This is a genomic window from Curvibacter lanceolatus ATCC 14669 (assembly GCF_000381265.1).
Classification (GTDB): Bacteria; Pseudomonadota; Gammaproteobacteria; order Burkholderiales; family Burkholderiaceae_C; genus Curvibacter; species Curvibacter lanceolatus.
This window is the reverse complement of the sequence record NZ_KB906253.1, coordinates 19,409-38,508: the sequence shown is the minus strand read 5'-3', so window position 1 is coordinate 38,508 and position 19,100 is coordinate 19,409. Positions and strand designations below refer to the sequence as shown.

Annotated in this window: 20 protein-coding genes; 10 read left to right on the top strand and 10 right to left on the bottom strand. The window is 65.4% G+C overall.

Features of this window, described 5'->3' with window-relative positions; translation table 11 throughout:
• The first annotated feature begins 142 nt into the window (after nt 1-142).
• Together F624_RS0100200 and F624_RS0100195 are read left to right on the top strand one after the other, a co-directional pair.
• Nucleotides 143-424, top strand: a complete 282-nt coding sequence (locus tag F624_RS0100200; RefSeq protein WP_031253709.1) for a helix-turn-helix domain-containing protein — start codon at nt 143-145, stop codon at nt 422-424.
• Entirely contained in the window at nt 414-1,652 is a 1,239-nt protein-coding gene (locus tag F624_RS0100195) for a type II toxin-antitoxin system HipA family toxin (RefSeq protein ID WP_019572224.1), read from the top strand. The genes F624_RS0100200 and F624_RS0100195 overlap by 11 nt, the downstream gene beginning before the upstream one ends.
• 29 nt (nt 1,653-1,681) lie before the next feature.
• On the opposite strand, the gene F624_RS0100190 is transcribed toward F624_RS0100195, so the two are convergent.
• From F624_RS0100190 to F624_RS0100160, 7 genes are all read right to left on the bottom strand, one after another.
• Nucleotides 1,682-2,230: a type II toxin-antitoxin system HipA family toxin gene (locus F624_RS0100190; protein ID WP_084679352.1), complete on the bottom strand. Its 549-nt coding sequence runs from the start codon at nt 2,228-2,230 to the stop codon at nt 1,682-1,684.
• A gap of 24 nt (nt 2,231-2,254) precedes the next feature.
• A complete protein-coding gene (locus F624_RS0100180; protein WP_019572221.1) occupies nt 2,255-2,569 on the bottom strand; it encodes a helix-turn-helix domain-containing protein in 315 nt (104 codons plus the stop codon).
• Between the two features lie 138 nt (nt 2,570-2,707).
• The gene (locus tag F624_RS36355) at nt 2,708-2,911 is read right to left on the bottom strand and encodes a LysR substrate-binding domain-containing protein (RefSeq protein WP_342663565.1); all 204 of its coding nucleotides are present in this window, start codon (nt 2,909-2,911) and stop codon (nt 2,708-2,710) included.
• A complete protein-coding gene (locus tag F624_RS31990; RefSeq protein ID WP_342663564.1) occupies nt 2,841-3,608 on the bottom strand; it encodes a LysR family transcriptional regulator in 768 nt (255 codons plus the stop codon). The genes F624_RS36355 and F624_RS31990 overlap by 71 nt, the downstream gene beginning before the upstream one ends.
• A gap of 22 nt (nt 3,609-3,630) precedes the next feature.
• Nucleotides 3,631-4,044 (bottom strand): OsmC family protein, encoded by a 414-nt coding sequence (locus F624_RS0100170; protein WP_019572220.1) that lies wholly within the window; start codon nt 4,042-4,044, stop codon nt 3,631-3,633.
• 66 nt (nt 4,045-4,110) lie between these two features.
• Nucleotides 4,111-4,995, bottom strand: a complete 885-nt coding sequence (locus F624_RS0100165) for a pirin family protein (RefSeq protein ID WP_019572219.1) — start codon at nt 4,993-4,995, stop codon at nt 4,111-4,113.
• A gap of 161 nt (nt 4,996-5,156) precedes the next feature.
• Nucleotides 5,157-6,137, bottom strand: coding sequence for a LysR family transcriptional regulator (locus F624_RS0100160; protein WP_019572218.1), 981 nt, complete (start codon nt 6,135-6,137; stop codon nt 5,157-5,159).
• A gap of 146 nt (nt 6,138-6,283) precedes the next feature.
• On the opposite strand from F624_RS0100160, the gene lysA reads away from it, so the two are divergent.
• Nucleotides 6,284-7,528 (top strand): diaminopimelate decarboxylase, encoded by a 1,245-nt coding sequence (lysA, locus tag F624_RS0100155; protein WP_031253704.1) that lies wholly within the window; start codon nt 6,284-6,286, stop codon nt 7,526-7,528.
• Here lysA and F624_RS0100150 read toward each other — a convergent pair.
• Nucleotides 7,476-8,384, bottom strand: coding sequence for a helix-turn-helix transcriptional regulator (locus F624_RS0100150; RefSeq protein ID WP_019572216.1), 909 nt, complete (start codon nt 8,382-8,384; stop codon nt 7,476-7,478). The genes lysA and F624_RS0100150 overlap by 53 nt on opposite strands.
• Nucleotides 8,385-8,566: 182 nt before the next feature.
• On the opposite strand from F624_RS0100150, the gene iaaH reads away from it, so the two are divergent.
• The 7 genes from iaaH (at nt 8,567) to F624_RS33120 (ending at nt 17,416) form a co-directional block, all read left to right on the top strand.
• Nucleotides 8,567-9,973, top strand: a complete 1,407-nt coding sequence (gene iaaH / locus F624_RS0100145) for an indoleacetamide hydrolase (protein WP_043425226.1) — start codon at nt 8,567-8,569, stop codon at nt 9,971-9,973.
• A 15-nt stretch (nt 9,974-9,988) separates the two neighbouring features.
• On the top strand, nt 9,989-11,140 hold the full coding sequence (locus F624_RS0100140; RefSeq protein WP_019572214.1) for a substrate-binding domain-containing protein: 1,152 nt from the start codon (nt 9,989-9,991) through the stop codon (nt 11,138-11,140).
• A gap of 3 nt (nt 11,141-11,143) precedes the next feature.
• Complete coding sequence (locus tag F624_RS0100135; RefSeq protein ID WP_019572213.1) at nt 11,144-11,998, top strand: branched-chain amino acid ABC transporter permease; 855 nt, start codon at nt 11,144-11,146, stop codon at nt 11,996-11,998.
• A gap of 76 nt (nt 11,999-12,074) precedes the next feature.
• The gene (locus F624_RS0100130) at nt 12,075-13,706 is read left to right on the top strand and encodes a branched-chain amino acid ABC transporter ATP-binding protein/permease (protein ID WP_245573524.1); all 1,632 of its coding nucleotides are present in this window, start codon (nt 12,075-12,077) and stop codon (nt 13,704-13,706) included.
• The gene (locus tag F624_RS0100125) at nt 13,703-14,389 is read left to right on the top strand and encodes an ABC transporter ATP-binding protein (RefSeq protein WP_019572211.1); all 687 of its coding nucleotides are present in this window, start codon (nt 13,703-13,705) and stop codon (nt 14,387-14,389) included. The genes F624_RS0100130 and F624_RS0100125 overlap by 4 nt, the downstream gene beginning before the upstream one ends.
• 193 nt (nt 14,390-14,582) lie before the next feature.
• Nucleotides 14,583-16,562 (top strand): acid phosphatase, encoded by a 1,980-nt coding sequence (locus tag F624_RS0100120; protein WP_019572210.1) that lies wholly within the window; start codon nt 14,583-14,585, stop codon nt 16,560-16,562.
• Nucleotides 16,563-16,717: 155 nt separating this feature from the next.
• On the top strand, nt 16,718-17,416 hold the full coding sequence (locus F624_RS33120; protein ID WP_019572209.1) for an acyl-CoA dehydrogenase family protein: 699 nt from the start codon (nt 16,718-16,720) through the stop codon (nt 17,414-17,416).
• A gap of 45 nt (nt 17,417-17,461) precedes the next feature.
• On the opposite strand, the gene F624_RS0100110 is transcribed toward F624_RS33120, so the two are convergent.
• Complete coding sequence (locus F624_RS0100110; RefSeq protein ID WP_019572208.1) at nt 17,462-18,775, bottom strand: MSMEG_0569 family flavin-dependent oxidoreductase; 1,314 nt, start codon at nt 18,773-18,775, stop codon at nt 17,462-17,464.
• A gap of 22 nt (nt 18,776-18,797) precedes the next feature.
• Nucleotides 18,798-19,094 carry an MSMEG_0570 family nitrogen starvation response protein gene (locus F624_RS0100105; protein ID WP_031253698.1) on the bottom strand — a complete coding sequence of 99 codons (297 nt, stop codon included), beginning with the start codon at nt 19,092-19,094 and terminating at the stop codon, nt 18,798-18,800.
• Nucleotides 19,095-19,100 lie beyond the last annotated feature (6 nt).

Genomic DNA, 19,100 nt, shown 5'->3' with positions numbered 1-19,100 from the left:
ATGAAAGAAAAGGCGGGTGATTGCAAGTGATGACTGGCAACGTGGCCATTGACATCCTGCTTTGTTAGCCATGACTAGCATTGGCGTGAAAACCAAGTCATGCTGCAAGTTATAAAAGACAAAATAGTCTTTTTTGCCTACTATGCCAGTTATGACTAGCAAAATTAGACTACCCGACGAGCTAGGTGAACAGCTGCGTGAACGCAGGGAAGCCCTGGGCATGAGCAAATCGGCACTGGCCGACAAGGCCGGCAAGGTTCGTGAGGTCATCTACCGCCTGGAGGCAGGTGACGACTCCACGGTGTCTTCATTGCTGGCGGTGGCCAGCGCACTGGGTTTGGCGCTTCGACTTGAAAGTGCAGGCATGCCCTCAGCCAGCGAGGTGGCCGCCCGCTTCCAAGACGAGGACGACGATGCTGCCTGAGAAGATCCGGCTGTTGAACGTCTCCATCGGCGATGGTTTTCAGGCCGGGCAGCTCATTCGCGCTTCAACTTACGAATTCCGCTACCTGCAGCCGGACCCAGAGCAGCCTGCGGTCGCGCTGCTCATGCCGCCCCGGGAGCGCTTGACCTGGCAGGACGGCGACCTGTTTCCTCCGATGGACCAAAACCTTCCGGAGGGCGACTTGTTCATGAAGATCCGGGAGTTGTTTCCCAAACAACCGATGACCCCCATGCACATGCTGGCACTGGTCGGACGCAACGGGATTGGCCGGCTCGGGTTCAGCCTGCCCGACCGAACCGGACCCGCCCGGCCGCGCACCTTGAGCAAGGAGGAACTGCTCAAGACGGCGTACACACCCGAAGTCTTCAACGAACTGGTGGCCGCCTACCTGAGCACCGGCGCTGGCATCGCGGGCATGCAGCCCAAAATCATGGTGCCGGATCGGCCGACCGTGCCCATTCCTTCACTCATTGTGAAGGCCGCCAGTCCAGCCTACCCAGGCTTGGCCGCTAACGAATTTCTCTGCCTCACGGCCGCCCGCCATGCCGGCATCGATGTGCCAACATTCGCGCTCTCTGATGACGGGCAGATGCTGGTGCTCGACCGGTTTGACCTCGTCATCCATGACGACGGCCATGTGGAGCGCCTGGGTTTCGAAGACATCGCGGCCCTGGCTGGGCTGCGTGTGCGTGACATCCTGTCGGACCGCAAGTACCAGGGCAGCTATCAACGCGTGGCCGAACTGCTGCGGCAACTCCAACTCCACAGCGACAACCTGCACCGGTTCTTCGAGCAGGTGGCGTTCTCGGTGATGGTGCGCAATGGCGACGCCCACCTGAAAAACTTCGGCCTGCTCTACCGTACCGCCTCAGACGTTTGGCTGGCGCCCATGTTTGATGTGGTGACAACGAGCATCTACAAGTACACCCAATACCCAGGCGGCCCGGAGCTGGAGGACCACACGCTGGCGCTCAAACTGTGGGCCGGCAAGCACCAGACGAAGACCTATCCAACGACCGAGGAGTTGCTGGAATTCGGCCGTCGCATTTGTGGCGTGCCAAGGCCTGCGGCCGTTCTGGAGCGGATCGCCGAGGGCATGCGCAAGACATTGGACGACGCCAAAAGCGACGCGCGGGTGAAGCCGGCCTTGTGGCGTCAGATGGCACAGGCCTGGGAGCTCGGGCTGCAGACGCTCAGAACAAGGTGATGTCGAGGTGAGGTGTCCGAGCTTCAGCGCTAAGCCACCCGCCGGACGTTGTCGTCGATCCGCCCCTGGATCAGGCGCAGGGTGCCGGGGCTGATCTGCCCGGCGCACTCGCTGTGGGCCGTGGCAGTGAAAGCGCTGGCCACGCTGCACACGCGCTCCAGGATGCCGACCACCGCCTGGGCAGGCAGCTCGGCCTCTTTCCGGCCCTGCTGCATCAGGTGGCTGCGGCCCACCTCCAGGGCCTCGCCCATCACATCCATCTGGTGGTAGCCACCCGGGCCTCCGCAAAAAGTGACGTCGTAGGCCGGTGCCAGCTGCCATTGGCCCGTGGGCTGCATGAGGTAGGCGAAGTTCTTGGGGTGGTCGTCGCGGTTGTTGAACACCACGTTGAAGACCACCCGCTCGAAAGCCCTGCCCTTCTCGCGCATGCCGTTGGTGCACAGCTGGGTGGCCCGCAAAAAGTGGACGCTGTCGAGCGCGCCGGGGGGGCGGAAGTCGGCTCCGGTGAAGGCGGCCAGGCTTTGCTGGTGAATGCGCTGGCCAACCTGCCGATCGAAGCGGCGCGATGCAAGCCCCAGCCGTTGTAGAACACATCGATCTGCTCAGGCACGGCTCGCCTTTCGTTTGACCCGGTGGCGTTGGGTGCTGGCCTCGTAACGCAACATGTCGTCCAGGCTGTCCAGCCGGGGCTGGAACAGGGCAGCCAGCTCTGCCGACCGCCCCAGCGCCATGGCGACGCGGACCACACTCTCAAAGCTGGTATTGCGGCCCGATTCGAGGTTGGACAAGGTGTTCACGCCCACACCGGCACGCGCCGCCACCTCGGCTTGCGTCATCTGTTGGGCCAGGCGCTCTTGCCGCAAACGGGTGCAGAGCTGCGCCACGATCTCGTCAGGGCGCTGGTAAATTAAATCCATTTTTTTGGGTGTTAAGCTAAATTTTTCGACTTAACACCCAACATCTTAGATTTATGAATCGATGCCGTCATAGCCTATGGCCGGCGGCGGCACCTCATTGAACCCGGCTTGGAGCATCCCCAACGGATACCCCCCGCCTCACTCGGTCTTCAACGCCGCCTCCAGCATTTCGATGAAAGCCCGGGTCTTGCTGGGCATCAGGCGCCGGCCCAGAAACACGGCCCAGGCGGGCTCGGGGGGCAGGCACCAGGCGTTCAGCACACGGCGCAGTTCACCGCTGCGCACACGGGCCTGGGCCATGGTGTCGGGCACGGCCACGATGCCGCAGGCGCCCACCGCCATCTCCAGCAGCAGGCCAGGGGCGTTGGCCACAAAGCTGCACGGGGGGGGCGCCCTCCCAGCGGGTGTCGCCATGCAGCAGCGTCCAGCGGGCGGGCTCGAGGTTGCGCTTGAGCAGCAGCACGCTCTTGTGGTGGGCCAGGTCCTCAGGCGTCTGGGGGTCGCCATGCTCGGCCAGGTAGGCCGGTGCGGCATACAGGCCGATCGACAGCGTGGCCAGGCGGCGCGCGGTGAGTGAGCCGTCGTCCTGCAGCTCGCCAAAGCGCAGGGCCAGGTCAAAGCCCTCGCCCACCAGGTCGACCCGGCGGGGCGACAGGTCCAGCTCCAGCGTCACCGCGGGGTGCAGGGCCACAAAAGCGGCCAGCATGTCGCGCAGCAACAGGGTGGCCACCTCGGGGGGCATGGAAACGCGCAGCCGCCCTGTGGGCTGCAGCTGGCGGTGTTCACTCAAGGCGGTGACGGCGTCGACCTCGGCCGCCACCTGGCGGGCATGCTCAAGCAGTTGCAGGCCGAAATCGGTGAAGGTGGAGCGTCGGGTGGAGCGCGACATCAGGCGCTCACCCAATTGCTCTTCCAGGTGGGCCACGCGGCGCGACACCGAGGACTTGGGCAGGCCCAGGCGCTCGGCCGCCTTGCTGAAGCTGCCCGCCTCGGCCACCCGGGCGTAGATCAGCAGATCGTTGGGGTTGAGGGATTCCATCGGTGACGCGCGGGGTCAGGCCTCAGCCCGCCGTGGCAACGAGCGCCGACTGGATGTGGATCTCCCCACTCAGCAGGCGGTGGATGGGGCATTTGTCGGCGATCTCGAGCAGGCGCTGGCGATCGGCATCCGTCAGCGTGCCTTCGATGGCGATGCGCCGCTGCAGCTGATAACGCACGCGGCCATCGGCGGCCTTGTCTTCCACATGATCCACCGTGACCCGCAGGGCGGTCACCGCCAGCTGCCGGCGCCGGATGTACAGCTCCAGCGTCAGCGTGGTGCACGCGGCCAGGGCCGAGTCGAGCAGATCATGCGGATCGGGCGCCCGGTCTTGCGAGCCCAGGGTCTTGTCGATGTCCGAGTTCCACACGTGGCGGCCGTTGCTGAGGGTGGTGAGCGCGCCGTTGGCACGCTGCAGGGTGGCTTCGATGGTCATGGCGGGTCTCCGTTCGGTTCAGAAAATAGGCGGCTGTGGTGCGGCTTCAGGCGGCTTCAGGCGGCTTCAGGCCGCTTCTTCACCCAGGCGGCCATCGCGGAAATCGTTCAGGGCCTGGTAGATCTCTTCCTTGCTGTTCATCACAAAGGGGCCGTACTGCACGATGGGCTCCTTCAGAGGCTGGCCGGCAATCAGCAGCACGCGGGCATCGGCCGTGGCCTCGATGACCACGCCATCGGCCTGGGCCTCGTTGCGCAGAATGGCCATGCGCTGCAGCGGCACGGCCTGGCCGGCCACCGACACCTCGCCCCGGTACACATACACAAAGGCATTGTGCTGCGGCGGCAGGGCCTGCTCAAAGCGCGCGCCCTGCGGCAGGTGCAGGTCGAGGTACAGCGGCTGGGTGATGGGGCGCTGCACGGCGCCTTGCACACCATGGCTGCTGCCCGCAATCACGGTCACCGCCACGCCTTCGGGGGTGACGAAGTGCGGCAGGTCGGCGGCCTGGAAATCGCGGTACCAGGGGGTGTTCATCTTTTCGCTGCTGTGCAGGTTGAGCCAGAGCTGAAAGCCCTCCATCACGCCCTCTTCCTGCTGCGGGATCTCGGAGTGGATCACACCCTTGCCGGCGGTCATCCACTGCACGCCGCCGTTTTGCAGCAGGCCTTCATGGCCGGCGCTGTCGCGGTGCAGCATGCGGCCGGCGATCATGTAGGTGACGGTTTCAAAGCCGCGGTGCGGGTGGTCGGGGAAGCCGGCGATGTAGTCGTTGGGGTTGTCGCTGCCAAAGGCATCGAGCATCAGGAAGGGGTCGAGCCGGTGCTGCAGCGGCTGGGTCAGCACCCGGCTGAGCTTGACGCCCGCCCCATCCGAGGTGGCCTGGCCGCGCACCAGTTGCTCGACGCTGCGCGATTGAGTGACCGGGGTGATCTGAACAGTGCTGGAGGACATGGTGGGCCTTTCGGTGGTGAAGGGTTGAATCGAAGACCTGACTTTATTGTTGCTCCATATTTTAGGGAATAGCGTATTGAGCGCCTCTTTGTTGCTCATACGGAACAATGGCGCCGCCACTGACCCAGGCAGACCGGGCACCGGATTCTTTTCAGGCGCGATCAGTGGGGAACAGCGGATGACGGCTCAAGCAATCGGTGCAGCGCGGCGGTCACCTCCTGAGCCTGCGCCTGCAGGCAGTGCACCAGGGCCTGCGTTTCTGACATGGCCGGCCGGTACAAGGGGCGCAACAGGGTGATGCTGAAGGGGATGGAGAACGCCAGCCTGCGCAACACAAGCCCCGACCCCGCCATGGCCAGGGCGGTGAAGGGGTTGACGATGGCCAGCCCCAGACCTTGCTGCACCATGGCGCACACAGCCACTGCACTGTGGGTTTGCAGGTGCAAATGGCGCACCACGCCTTCCTCGGCAAAAAGCTGGTCTATTTGACGGCCGTAAGGGTCATCGGCAGCCAGACTGATGAACTGCTGGCCTGCAAAGTCCTGCAAACGCAGTACCGCTTGCGCAGCCAGCGGATGCCCGGCTGGCAACACAGCCACTTCATCCAGCGTCAGCAGCGGAAGGGCCTGCACACCCACCGGCGTACCGGGCTGCTCGCTCAGGCCCAGGTCAAAGCGCTGGGCGCTCATCCATTCCTCCAGCAACGGAGACTCTTGCGGGGTGATGGACACACGCAGATGGGGCTGCGCCTGAAGCAGCCGGGCCATGGCGCCAGGTAACAAAGCATGGGCGAGGGCCGGCAGGCACAGCACCGAAAGTTGTGCCTCCTGCGATTGCCCCAGGGCCACGGCCCGCTCCACGACGCGCTCCAGGCCCCGCCATGAGATTTGCACTTCGTCCCACAGCGCCAGAGCGCGGGCATTGGGGCGCAGGCGGCCCTGCGAGCGTTCAAACAGTGGGTAGGCCAGCAGGTGCTCAAGTCGTGCCAATTCGCGGCTGACTGTGGGCTGAGAGCTGCTGAGCAAAGCGGCAGCATGGGTCACGCTGCCAGCGGTCATCACCGCACGAAAGACTTCGATGTGTCGGTGGGTGATGAGGGCGCTGCGGGTGCGGTGCAGGTCGTTGCTGGAGGGCTGGATCATGCCAAGAGCATATCGAAAGTGAATACCTTGTGGACAAATATCCATTGGACCGAATAGTCCCGCTTCGACAGAATTTCAGCGGTGTCTCGCCTTGACAGCAGGCCATGGCGTCCTTTTTCTGTTTCTCATTCTTTTTGAAGCCCCACATGTCCGCTCTCTTTACCCCCGCCCAGTTGTGGTCACTGGCCGAGCAGTTCGGTACACCGCTTTGGGTGTATGACGCCGCCACCATCGGCCAGCGCATTGCCCAGCTTTCCAACTTCGACACGGTGCGGTATGCACAAAAGGCCTGCTCCAACATCCACATCCTGAAGCTGATGCGCGAGCAAGGCGTGAAGGTCGACGCGGTTTCACGCGGCGAAATTCTGCGGGCCCTGGCTGCGGGGTTCAAGGCAGGCGGTGAGCGCTCAGAGATCGTGTTCACTGCCGACTTGTTCGATGCCGCCACGCTCGACTGCGTGGTAGAGCACGGCATCCCCGTCAACGCGGGCTCCATCGATATGCTGCACCAGTTGGGCCGTCGGTCCAAAGGGCACACGGTGTGGCTGCGCATCAACCCCGGCTTTGGCCATGGTCACAGCAACAAGACCAACACAGGCGGCGAGCACAGCAAGCACGGCATTTGGCACACCGATGTGACATTGGCACTGCAAACCATTCGTGAGCAGGGTCTGACGCTGGCGGGTCTGCACATGCACATTGGCTCGGGCGTGGACTACAGCCACCTGTCCAAGGTGTGTGACGTCATGGTGGACTTGGTGCGACAGGTGCACTCCCAAGGGCATGACCTGCGTGCGATCTCGGCCGGCGGTGGGCTGTCCGTCCCCTATCGCGAAGGCGATACCGTGATCGACACGCAGCATTACTACGGCATATGGGACAGGGCGCGTCAGCACGCCGAGACCCTCGTCGGCCATGCGCTGGGGCTGGAAATTGAGCCCGGCCGCTTCCTGGTGGCCGAATCAGGCGTGCTGCTGGGTGAAGTGTGTGCCACCAAAAAGGCGGGCAACAATCACTTTGTGCTGGTGGATATGGGGCTCAACGAACTGATGCGCCCCTCCATGTATGGCAGTTTCCATGCCATCAGCGTGCTGCGCCGGGATGGCAGCCATGGCCCCAGCCAACCCACGGTGGTGGCTGGCCCGCTGTGCGAGTCGGGCGACGTGTTCACCCAGGGCGATGGCGGCGTCGTATTGCCTCGCGACCTGCCGGCGGCGGAGGTGGGTGACCTGCTGGTGATACACGACACCGGGGCCTACGGCGCATCCATGTCATCCAACTACAACACACGCCCGCTGGTTGCCGAAGTGCTTGTCAACGGCGCTGAGCCCCGCCTGATCAGGCGTCGCCAGACAGTGGATGAGTTGTTGGCGCTGGAATTGGGGCTGTAAAGCCAGCAGCCTGAGCGCCCAAACGCCCCCCTGGTGACACGCTGGCCATCGGCTCGACCAAGCCCTCAATAGCAGCAGCCCCCACTGGCTGATGCGCCAGCAGCGAGCGCACCCGGCCCACCAGGGCCGCCCGGTTGGCGACGCGCAGTTTCTTGAAGGCATTGCCCAGATGGAAGCGGACGGTCGGATACTCCAGCCCGAGCCGGTGCTGGATCTCCTTGTCTGCGCACCCGCAACTGACGAGCCAGGCCACCTGGGCTTCACGCCGGCTCAAGCGCCCCTCGCGCTGCAGCGTGACCTCGGCGCATTCGCCGTCGTCCGGCGCCAAGGACTGGTCCTTGAGGCCCAGGCGACTCAGGGCCGCGGTGATGGCGGGCTCCACCATCCGAAGAATGCCCAACTCGCTGGTGTCGAAGTTGCCGCGCTCCCGGTTGCGCCAGATGCGCACGTCACCGACGCATTGGTCCTGATCGTAAAAGTAGGCATTGACCCCCCAATACATCCGGTCGCGCAGCAAAAAATCATTGAAGAACTCGGTGCGAGACAGGTCGGTCTGGCACATGACCTGGGTGGCGACGGTCGGCTTGCGGCGCTGCATCATGGGGAAGGTCAACGGGTCCACGAACCGGAAGTGCTCATCCCACGAGCGCAGGTTGTCCTCGGACATATTGAGTGCCGTCACGCGCTCGAAGCGCTGGCGCCCGCCGTCCCAGACCATCGACACATAGGTGTCGGCCCCCAGCAGATCCAGCATGGGCAGCGCCATGCGCTCACGAAGCTCATCGGCATCGGTCGCATCGGCGATCAGCTTCATGAGGTCGGCGAGCGCCCGGGTCTGGACAGTGGAGAGGTGCATGCGGAAATCCAAGCAAGGTTCATGCGCGAGTGCCAGATGCTACGGACGGCCCTGCAGTTTCCCCGTCCGGTCAGACCCTAGCTTTACCGACACACCGGAGGGTGCCACCTAACGATTCCTATAGGTGATGGCCAGACCGCCGCTTCGTAAATTGGGCCCCATCACCACGGATGGATGACCCCATGCACGCATTTGACCTTCCCCTCCACGAGCAACGACGACAGCTGGATGCCCAAAGGGTGAGCAGCCAGGACCTCGCCGACATCTGCATTGCCAGGGCCGCTGCCAGCCAGGACATCAACGCCTGGGCGAGCTTCAACCCCCAAGCCCTGCGCGATGCGGCCCGCGAAGCCGACCGGCGCATTGCCGCTGGAGAACGGCTGCCACTGCTCGGCATCCCCATCGCCCTGAAGGACAACATCGAGGCGATCAACCTCCCATGTGGCGCCGGCACAACCGCACTGGCGGGCCAGATGCCCCAGGCCGATTCCGAGGTCGTGACCCGGCTGAAAGCCGCTGGTGCGCTCATCGCGGGCAAACTCGGCATGCACGAGCTGGCCATGGGCATCAGCAGCCACAACGCTGTCACGGGTACAGTCCGCAATCCCTGGGACCGCCGCCGCATCCCGGGAGGCAGCAGCGGGGGGTCGGGGGCCGCCGTAGCGGCCCACCTGGTGCCGGCGGCGCTGGGGACCGACACCGGCGGGTCGATCCGGATTCCCGCCGCGTTGTGCGGAGTCACCGGATTCCGCCCCACGGTGGGGCGGGTCTCGAATGTCGGCATTGCCCCGATCTCGGGCACCAGGGACACGGCCGGCCCGTTGGCCCCGACCGCGGCGGATTGCGCCCTGCTCGACGCCGTTCTGACCGGGGCACCGATCATGCCAACACGCATCGATCTGAAAGGTGTGCGCATCGGCATACCGCGCGCGGCGTTCTGGAACGACCTGGAACCCGGGGTGCAGAAGGCCTGCGAAGACGCGCTGGGGGCTCTGAGCAAGGCAGGCGTCGAGTGGGTGGAGGTCGAGTTGCCACGCCTGACCGACCTGTGCGCAGCCGCGAGCTTCCCCATCGTCCTGCACGAATTCGTCCGCGACATGGGCATCTATCTGCGGGAGCGCAAGCGCGGCGTGACGCTCGACGCGCTGATCGCCGATGTCGCCAGTCCCGATGTCCGCCATATCGTCGGCCCGCTGCTGGGTGATGGTGCGATTGCGCCGGCTGTCTATCGGTCTGCGCTCACGGCTCGTGCCGAACTGCAGGCGGTCTATGCCAGGGCTTTCGAAACAAGCCAAGTGCAGGCCTTGGCGTTCCCGACGACACCGCGCACGGCCGCATTCGTTGGCGAAGACGAGACGGTCGAACTCAACGGCGTCCAGGTCCCGACGTTCAGCGCCTTCATCCGCCACACGGACCCGGGCAGCACGGCCTCACTGCCCGGCATCTCGCTGCCGGCCGGACTGTCCAACGGGCTGCCCGTGGGCTTGGCCCTCGACGGGCCCATCGGGTCCGACCGGCAGCTGCTCGCCATCGCCGAGGCCGTGCAGGCAGCCCTGCCAGCCGCTCCTGCAACCCCCATCCCCACCTGAACCAGAGGAAACGCCATGAACCGTCGTTCATTCCTGCACAACACCTTGGCCGCCACCGCCGCCGGGATCACCACCTCGGCCTTCGCGGCCAGCCCACTGAAGGTCGCCGTCATGATTCCGCAAAGCGGGCCGGCCGGGCTGTTTGGCCCCTCGGCCAAAGCCTGCGCCAACATGGCGGCCGCGGCGCTGAATGCCCGAGGGGGCATTCTGGGGCGACAGGTTGATCTGCTCTTCGGAGACGCCGGCCTGGCACCGGCCGAATCTGCGCAAACCGCCTTGAAGCTGTGGAAAGGCCAGCGGGCCGAAGCCTTCATCGGCATGCACGACAGTGCGGTGCGCGGTGCGCTGGTCGGCCTGTTCAAAGGACAGGTGCCCTATTTCTACACGCCGGTGTACGAAGGCGGCGAATGCGCCCGTGGCACCTATGTCAAAGGGGAGACACCCCAGCAGCAGCTCGAGCGTGTCATCCCCTGGCTGGTCACCGAGCGCAAGCCCACCAAGTGGTACCTGATCGGCAACGACTATGTCTGGGGCCGCAACACCAACGCGGCGGCCAAAGGGTACATCGAGAAGACGGGCGCCAAGGTGGTGGGCGATGAGTACCTGCCCTTCACCGTGGACAACTTCGACGCCAGTGTGGCCCGCATCCGTGACAGCGGTGCGGATGCGGTGCTGGTCTCGCTCGTCGGGGGCTCGTCGGTCACCTTCAACAAGGCCTTCGCCAGCTTTGGCCTGGCCGACAAGGCCTTGCGCCTGGGCACCCTGATTGAAGAGAACACCCTGGCGGGCATCGGTCTGAGCAACGCCCGCAACCTGTACGCCAGCTCGGGCTACTTCGCCAACCTCGACACGCCGGCTGCCAAAGCCTTCGCCGCAGACTATGCCAAGCACCAAGGCGCCAATGCGCCCACACTGAACGGGTTGGCCGAGTCCACCTACGAAGGCCTCCTGATGCTGGAAGCCCTGGCCAAAAAGGCAGGTAGCCTGGAGGTGGCCAAGATGGACGCAGTGTCCGAGGGCACCAGCTACAGCGGCCCCCGTGGAACGGTGACGATCCAGAACCGCCATGTCGAACAGGACATCCATGTGGCCGAGGTCACCGACAAGGGCTTTCGGGTCGTCAAGACCTTTGCCAAGATCGGCGCAGGCCAGAGCTGCAAGGTGTGAAACATGGATGGCGGCACTGTTCTGCATGCTCTGAACCTGGCGTACGAGCTGGCCACGCTTGCGCTCACCACGCTGGGCCTGGCCATCGTCTTCGGCTTGCTGGGGGTCATGAACATGGCCCACGGCGAATTCGTGATGATCGGCGCCTACTCCGCGGTCACCGTACAAGAGTGGGGTCTGCCGCTCGTCACCGCAGTGCCCCTGGCCATGGGGGTTTGCGGGCTACTTGGCTACGCGGTCGAACGGTGGCTGATCCGGCCACTCTATGCCCGGCCCTTCGATACGCTGCTGGCCACCTGGGCGCTGGCCATGCTGCTGCGCAAGCTGGTCGAGGCACTCTTCGGCCGCGGGTACCGCAACGTCGAATCGACGCTGACGCAGCCAGTCATGGTCCTGGGCTCGCCGTACCCGGTGTACCGCCTGGCCCTGATCGTCCTCACACTCATGGTGATGGCGGCTCTGTTCGTCTGGTATCGGCAAAGCGCCGCCGGATTGCGCGTGCGTGCGATGACGTCGAACCCGGTCCTTGCCCAGGCGCTCGGGATACCGATCCGACGGCTCGCATCGCAAGCTTTCGTGATCGGCGTGATGCTGGCCGGCCTGTCAGGGGTGCTGCTGGCCCCCCTGATCCGGATCGAGCCAGGGATCGGGGTGGACTATCTGCTGGATGCTTTCTTCGTGCTGGTGGTGGGCGGCCTGGGCACCCTGGGAGGCCTGTTCGGCGGTGTCGGCATCATCGGTGGCGCCCAAGCCATCACCAGCAGCATTGCGGGCCAGACCAGCGGATACGCGGTCGTGCTCATGCTTTCCATTGTCTTTTTGTGGTTGAAACCCGATGGCCTTTTTTCGCGACGCTAAACCAGCGGCTGCACTCGCAGTCGTGCTGACGGGCCTGCCTCTGGCCAGCAACGATTTCACGGCCTACCAGATCGCCTTGTTCCTGGTCTACGGCATGGCCGCCCAAGGGGTTGCGCTTTGCTGGGGCCGGCTCGGCTTTCTGTCGCTGGGGCATGCGCTGTTCTTCGGCTTGGGGGCCTACCTGTGCGGCGGGGTGCTGCGGGCGGCGAACAGCGAGGCCTTGTGGTGCCTGATGCTGCCGTTGGCCATCATCACCCCTGCGCTGCTGGCCTACCTGATCGCCCGCGTGGTGTTCGCGCGCAGCACACGAAGCGGACCCTACTTCTCGCTCATCACCCTGGCCCTCACCATGCTGGGCTTTCTGGCGGCTCAGCAATGGAGTGGCCTGACTGGCGGCTTCAACGGCCTGGCCGACATCCCGGAACTTCCGGGCACCTCGCGCTACGAGACGCTTTACTGGGTGATTGCTGCATGCGCAGTCGCGTCGACACTGGCACTGTCCCTGCTGGTGGCGCGCCCCATCGGGGTCATCTGGGAAGCCATTGCCCAGAACGAGGAAAGGCTGCAGTTGCTGGGCTACGCCACCGACCGGATCAAGGCCCGGGCCTTCGCGGGCTCGGCCCTGCTGACAGCGCTGGCCGGCGCCCTGTTTGCGGCTCACCAGGGCATCGTGACGCCTCAGTCCATGAGCTTCGTGCTGTCGACGGAACTGGTCATCTGGGCTGCGGTCGGGGGCAAGGCCAGCGCCCTCGGGCCGCTGCTGGGCGCCACCATCATCGGCTATGCATCAGCAGAACTGCGGGAGCAGTTCCCTTACTGGGAGGCCGCCATCGCGATGCTGTTCATCGCGGTCGTGCTCTTTCTTCCCAACGGGGTGGCCGGTCTGATGCGCCGTGGCCAAGTGCCACGGCGCGCGTTGGCCCGGAATGCACCAGACCTGCGCCGACCGCCTCCGCCATCGGTCTCACTCACCCTGGCCGGGGTCAGGACAGCGCAATCGGGAGTGTCCATCCTGGACGGGTTGTCACTTGCACTGCAGGGCCCAGGCATACGCAGCATCATCGGTCCGAATGGAGCAGGCAAGACATCGACATTCAATCTCATCACGGGACGGCTGCCGCTTCTGGGTGGCAGCGTCAGACTGAACGACGAAGAAATAGGCAACCAGCCGGCCTGGCGAGTGGCGCGCCACGGGATCGGGCGGAAGATGCAGGTCCCCTCCGTCTTCCCGGCACTGAGCGTGCGGGAAAACCTCGGGCTGGCGGTGTGGGCCGGTCGTGCCCAGGCAACGGACCTGCTGCGCCTGGTCACTCTAGGCTGGGAGACCGGCTTGCTGACGGACATCCTGCATCAATTCCAAGCACTGAGAGAGCAACTGGACAGTCCGGCCGGCACCCTGGCGCAAGGGCACCGACAAGCCCTGGAACTGGCCATGACGCTGCTGCCAGAACCTCGCCTTGTCTTGCTCGACGAGCCCTGTGCCGGGCTTTCGCCGGCGGAGACCCACCACATGATCAAAGCCATCAAAGCACTGGTGGAACGCATCGGGGCGGCGGCCCTTCTGATTGAACACGACATCTCGGCGGTGGAGGCCATGGGGGGCGAGGTCTATGTGCTGCACCAGGGCCGCCTGCTGGAGCAGGGGCCGTTGTCGCAAATACAGGCCAGCCCGGCCGTTCGAGCCATCTACGCCGGAGGCCGGAAATGAACCTGACCTTTACAAACATCGTTTGCGGCTATGGCGACACGCTGGTCGTGCGAGGCGTGGCCGGCCAGGTGCAGGGCGGCCGGGCGCTTGCCATCGTGGGTCGCAACGGGGTCGGCAAGAGCACCCTGTTGAAAGCCCTGGCCGGCCTGTTGCCACTGGCCCAGGGCCAATTGATCTGGGATGGGCGCAACATCACAGGCAGTGCACTTCACACCCGGGTTGCACAAGGCATGGCCTACACGCCGCAGGACAACGTGGTGTTCGCCGATCTGAACGTGGCTGAAAATCTCTGGCTGCACCTCGACGATCGCGACGCCGACCGCTACACGGATCTGTTCGAGCAATTTCCCTTGCTGGCCCGACGGCTGAGCCAACGCGCGGGCTCACTGAGCGGCGGAGAGCGCAAGCTGCTGGCGTTCAGCCGCACCCTGGGCCTGCGCCCGAAGCTGGCCCTGCTTGACGAACCCAGCGAGGGGGTTCAGCCCGAAAACATCGACCGCATGGCCCGATTGATCCAGCACCGCAAATCCACAGGTGCGAGCTTCATCATCGTCGAGCAGAACCTGGAATTCGTATCGGCCTTCGCCGACGATGTCATCGTGCTGGACCATGGCGAACAGGTACTTCAAGGGGCTTTTGCCGAGCTGGGCCGCGAACGCATCGAGCGGCACCTGGTGGTCTAGCCTGACAGCCCACCCGCATCCCGGCCCGTGTTTCGGCGCCTGCCGTCGGATCCCCCCGGGGCGGGTCGCCTCTATGCCGTCCGCGGCCCTCCCCGCACTGGCCCCCTGTCGAACCGAATGAGCTGGGCACCGAACGTCTTCAAGTTGTCATACAAGTTCGGAAGAATCGCCAGCCTTCTGTCACTCCACCTCCATGGCGACCATGAGCCTGAAACCGACCTGGGCATTGCGCCCCCTGATCCTTGCCCTGTCCACCACCACCTTGCTGATCGCTTGCGGCGGCGGTGGCTCCGAGCTGAGCCTGCCCCTGCCGGCCGAACCGGTCGGGGTCGGTGCCGCGGACACAGCCCCGATGCCTGCGGCCACGGCCTATGTCGACGCGGGTGCCACCAACAGCCGCAGCAACCCCTGCAACGTGACGCTGGCCACCAACGCCGGTGCCCGGGTGCTGCAAGGCTTTCTGGACCTGTGGACGCCCAGCACCCTGCTCGTCGACGCCGGAGTGACCCTGGCGGCGACCAATGGCTGCCCCGCCGTCACCGCGTCGACCTGGACCGGCATCCCGGGCGACAGCACGGACGGCACGGTCAAGAACAGCACGGTGCATGCCGGCAACATCGATTACGTCAAGACAGCCACCCAGAACCGCAGCACGGCACAGGCCCTGGCCGCCTACCTGGATGACCGCCGCAACAAGGGCTACAGCGTGAGCGATGGCCTGGGCCCGCTGACCAGCCTGTGGCGCCAAGGGGCCCAGCAGACCAGCACCATCGCCAGCGTCGATCCGACGCAGGCCGTGAGCCCGGCGGTGAACGACAACGGCAACAACCTCGGCGTGGGCTCCAGCGCCAATGCCGACCTGGGCCTGGCGGTGGACTTCATCGGCGGCCTGGCCGATGGCTCCACCGAGCCGCCGAAGCGCTTCTACAAATACGCCCGCCCCTGGCGCTGGAGCAGTGACGTGAAGGTGGTGCCGGCCCTGGAATCGGCCAAGAGCAGCACGCCGGCCACCGATGGCGGCTTTCCCAGCGGCCACACCGCAGAGGCCTGGCGTGACACCCTGGCCATGGCCTACCTGGTGCCGCAGCGCTACCAGGAGCTGATCAGCCGCGCCATGGAAATGGGCGAGAACCGCATCCTGGCCGGCATGCATTCCCCGCTGGACGTGATGGGCGGCCGGGTGCACGCCACCGCGGTGGTGGCCTACAACCTGTCCAACGTGGCCTACTACACCAGCGCCGTGAAGAGCGCCGCCTACAACCAGGCCCAGGCCTACCTGCGGAGCAAGACCGGCAGCGCCGACTTCAACGCACTCAACACCTACGCCCACACCGCCAAGACCACCGACAGCAGCAGCGCCGACTACGACCGTTTTGCCAGCTACAGCAGCAACCGCGCCAGCTACTTCCAACGCCTGACCTATGGCTTCAGCCAGATCAATGCGGCCGGCCAGACCAGCACCGTGCCCAAGGGCGCCGAAGTGCTGCTGGAAACCCGCCTGCCCTATCTGTCGGCCGACCAGCGTCGCGTGGTGCTGAAAAGCACGGCCCTCGATTCGGGCTACCCGCTGGGCAATGACGGCGAAGGCTGGGGCCGCCTGAACCTGTTTGCTGCGGCTGATGGCTACGGCAACTTCAATGGCGATGTGGCCGTGACGATGGAGGCCAGCCTGGGCGGCTTCAACGCGCTGGACAGCTGGCGCAACAACATCGCCGGCAAGGGCAAGCTCAGCAAACTGGGCAGCGGCAGCCTGCGCCTGACCGGCGCCAACAGCTACAGCGGTGGCACGGTGCTGAGCGCCGGCACGCTGGGCGCTGATTCGACCGCCGCGCTGGGTACTGGCGACGTGTTTGTGAAGGGCGGCACGCTGGAGTGCACGGCCGCCGGTTCGCTGGCCATCGGCGGTGCCTACAGCCAGTCGGCGGGCACGCTGAGCCTGGTGATGAAGTCGGCCTCGCAAGGGGTGCTGAACATCCAGGGCAATGCGGTGATCAAGGGCGGCGACCTGAAGATCAGCTTCTCGGGCTACACCCCCGCCGTCGGCACCACGCTGACCGTGCTCACGGCCGGCGCCCGCTCGGGCCAGTTCAGCAGCGTGAGCGTGGCCGGCTTCAGCAAGGTCACGCCGCTGTACCAGGGCAACAGCGTGCAGATCCGCCTGGACGGCGTTTGAGCCACGGCGGCGCTGAGCGCAACTGAAACGCGTCTGGGCCGGGCCCGCGAGCGCTGGCCCCGGCCCGTGATCCGCCCCTGACCTGCCTCTGATCCGCCCCGCTTCGGCGGATCTGATCCGGCACAGGCCGGGGCGGGGTTTCCATACTCGGCGGCATGCAAACGACGACGACCTTCCTCACCGATCACCCGACTCTGGGCGGCCAGCAGGCCGTGGCCGCCCCCAGCCCCTCGCCCCAAAGCGACCTGGATCACCTGCTGCGGCTGAACCTGTTCAGGTGTGCCGTGCCCGCCCGTTACGGCGGCCTGGGTGGGGAGGCCCATGAGTTGGCCGAGCGGATGAGCGAGCTGTGCCAGCACTCGATGTCGGCGGCCCTGCTGTTCTGGGGGCAGCGCATGGCCATCGAGTTTCTGCTGCAGTCGGCCAATGGCGCGCTGCGCGAGTACCTGTTGCCCGACCTGCTGAGCGGCGAGCGTGCCGCCACCGTGCCCCTGCCCATGGGCCTGCACCGGCTGCAGGCGCAGGACACGGGCCGGGGCTGGCAGTTGAGCGGCCAGGGCCTGCAGGCCGTGAACGCGCCGCCCCAGGGCTTCTCCTTCGTGGCCCCGGTTCAGATGGGCCCAACCGCAGGTTGGTGCCTGCTGCGCAGCGAGGAAGACGGCTTTGACGTGCACACCTCCTCGGCCTCGCCATCGCCATCGCGGGCCTGGACGGCCCGCATCGACGTGCGCCAGGTCTTTTTCCGTGAAGACGAATGGCTGGGTGACAGCACCCTGGAGAGGGCCGTGCACCCCGTGCGCATGGCCCTGGGCCGCGTGGCCGAGCACCTGCAGCAGCATGTGGAGTTGATCTGAAGCCAAGGGCGAGGTGCCTCCAACGCCCTGCCCTGGCGTCCGCGATCAGGCAGCCAACGCCTCGTGCTCACGGCCCTGCGCTGCCGTATCGGCCCCTGCCTCGCGCCCGGCAATCACATCGGCCAGGTACTGCGCGTCTTCGGCAATGCCCAGGAAGCGGCCCGAGCCCCAGGTGTTGAGCCAGGGCAGCCCCAGGAAGTACAGGCCCGGCACGGGCGACACGCCGCGCTCGTATTTCGGGTGGCCGCGGCCATCGAAGGCGGGCAGCTCGATCCAGCGGTAATCGGGGCGAAAGCCGATGGCCCAGATGATGGTGGTGATGCCGGCGGCCTCGGCGTCCAGCGCCAGCACCTCTTGCTCGGGGCGCCAAGCCTTGACGAAATCGGGCTCGACCGGGGCGTCGATGCCCTGGGCCGCAATGTAGCGATCGATGTCCCTGCGGATGCCCACGTAGACCTCATCGGCGTCGTCCAGGTTCTTTTCCAGATCGGGCAGGAAGCGCAGCGTGCTGCCTTCGATGTCGGCCATGCTGCCGTACAGCTTGACGCCTTCCAGGGCGAACTTGCGCAGGTCGATTTCATGGCCGCCGTCGCGCCCGGTCATGTAGTGGTTGGTGCGCTCGCGGGCCTTCTCGCCCAGGGGGTGGCGATCCACCGTCAGCTCGTACACGCCCATGTCCATCAGCCAAGCGGTGGACTCGCGCCCACGGTAGACCCGTGGCGAGCGGGGCGCCGGGCCCACGCACAGGTGCACCTTGCGGCCCGCCAGGTGCAGGTCTTCCATCAGTTGCACACCCGACTGGCCCGTGCCCACCACCAGCACCTCGCCCTCGGGCAACTGTTCGGGGTTGCGGTAGTCCACCGAATGGATCTGCTTGATGTGCTTGGGCAGGCGCTCGGCGTAGGCCGGGATGATGGGCAGGTCATACCCACCGGTAGCGACGATGACGTGGCGGGTGTGGAAATCGCCCGCGCTGGTCGCCACCAGCAGGTCACCACTCTTTTGTCGGCTGACGTGGTTCACGCTGACCCCCTCCACCACCGGCGGGCGGGTCTTCAGCGCAAAGGCCTGCACGTACTCGACGATCTGATCCTTGAGCATGAAGCCTTCGGGGTCGTCGCCCGCATAGGGGAAGTCGGGCAGGCGGCACTGCCAGTTGGGGGTGACCAGGCAGAAGGTGTCCCAACGGTCCTTGGCCCAGGCGTGGGCGACGAACTTCTTCTCGAGCACGATGTGTTCGATGCCTTGCTGCTGAAGGTAGTAGCTGACCGACAGGCCGGCCTGACCGCCACCGACCACCACCACGGGGTAGTCTTTTTGATTCAGCAGGTGTTCCTGGTTCTTGAAGAGGGTGGACATGGGTTTGTACTCCTTGGAAAAATCAACGGGATCCGGGGGTGAAGGCCAGCACCTGCACGCGGGGCGCAGCGTCTGACTCGAAGGCCTGGGCACGGTGTTTGATCTGGCCCAGCTGGTCGACGGCACTGGAGCAGAAGTAGCCGTACTTCTGCTGCACGCGCTCAGAAGCCTCGCTCAAGGCGGCATCGCAGCGGGCCACGAAATCGCCCAGCGCGTAGTCCGCGCCCACGGCCAGGTGGTCGGTGATGACCAGCGAGGGGGAGTAGCAGCGCTCCTGGGCGCCATCGGGCCATTTCACGGTGAAATACATTTCAGGCATGGGAAT

What these genes read in the sequence shown, in the direction of transcription:
- F624_RS0100200 (WP_031253709.1), top strand. Translation starts at nt 143, where the DNA reads ATGCCAGTTATGACTAGCAAAATTAGACTACCCGACGAGCTAGGTGAA.
- F624_RS0100195 (WP_019572224.1), top strand. Translation starts at nt 414, where the DNA reads ATGCTGCCTGAGAAGATCCGGCTGTTGAACGTCTCCATCGGCGATGGT.
- F624_RS0100180 (WP_019572221.1), bottom strand. Translation starts at nt 2,569, where the DNA reads ATGGATTTAATTTACCAGCGCCCTGACGAGATCGTGGCGCAGCTCTGC.
- F624_RS36355 (WP_342663565.1), bottom strand. Translation starts at nt 2,911, where the DNA reads ATGGCGGTGGGCGCCTGCGGCATCGTGGCCGTGCCCGACACCATGGCC.
- F624_RS31990 (WP_342663564.1), bottom strand. Translation starts at nt 3,608, where the DNA reads ATGGAATCCCTCAACCCCAACGATCTGCTGATCTACGCCCGGGTGGCC.
- F624_RS0100170 (WP_019572220.1), bottom strand. Translation starts at nt 4,044, where the DNA reads ATGACCATCGAAGCCACCCTGCAGCGTGCCAACGGCGCGCTCACCACC.
- F624_RS0100165 (WP_019572219.1), bottom strand. Translation starts at nt 4,995, where the DNA reads ATGTCCTCCAGCACTGTTCAGATCACCCCGGTCACTCAATCGCGCAGC.
- F624_RS0100160 (WP_019572218.1), bottom strand. Translation starts at nt 6,137, where the DNA reads ATGATCCAGCCCTCCAGCAACGACCTGCACCGCACCCGCAGCGCCCTC.
- lysA (WP_031253704.1), top strand. Translation starts at nt 6,284, where the DNA reads ATGTCCGCTCTCTTTACCCCCGCCCAGTTGTGGTCACTGGCCGAGCAG.
- F624_RS0100150 (WP_019572216.1), bottom strand. Translation starts at nt 8,384, where the DNA reads ATGCACCTCTCCACTGTCCAGACCCGGGCGCTCGCCGACCTCATGAAG.
- iaaH (WP_043425226.1), top strand. Translation starts at nt 8,567, where the DNA reads ATGCACGCATTTGACCTTCCCCTCCACGAGCAACGACGACAGCTGGAT.
- F624_RS0100140 (WP_019572214.1), top strand. Translation starts at nt 9,989, where the DNA reads ATGAACCGTCGTTCATTCCTGCACAACACCTTGGCCGCCACCGCCGCC.
- F624_RS0100135 (WP_019572213.1), top strand. Translation starts at nt 11,144, where the DNA reads ATGGATGGCGGCACTGTTCTGCATGCTCTGAACCTGGCGTACGAGCTG.
- F624_RS0100125 (WP_019572211.1), top strand. Translation starts at nt 13,703, where the DNA reads ATGAACCTGACCTTTACAAACATCGTTTGCGGCTATGGCGACACGCTG.
- F624_RS0100120 (WP_019572210.1), top strand. Translation starts at nt 14,583, where the DNA reads ATGGCGACCATGAGCCTGAAACCGACCTGGGCATTGCGCCCCCTGATC.
- F624_RS33120 (WP_019572209.1), top strand. Translation starts at nt 16,718, where the DNA reads ATGCAAACGACGACGACCTTCCTCACCGATCACCCGACTCTGGGCGGC.
- F624_RS0100110 (WP_019572208.1), bottom strand. Translation starts at nt 18,775, where the DNA reads ATGTCCACCCTCTTCAAGAACCAGGAACACCTGCTGAATCAAAAAGAC.
- F624_RS0100105 (WP_031253698.1), bottom strand. Translation starts at nt 19,094, where the DNA reads ATGCCTGAAATGTATTTCACCGTGAAATGGCCCGATGGCGCCCAGGAG.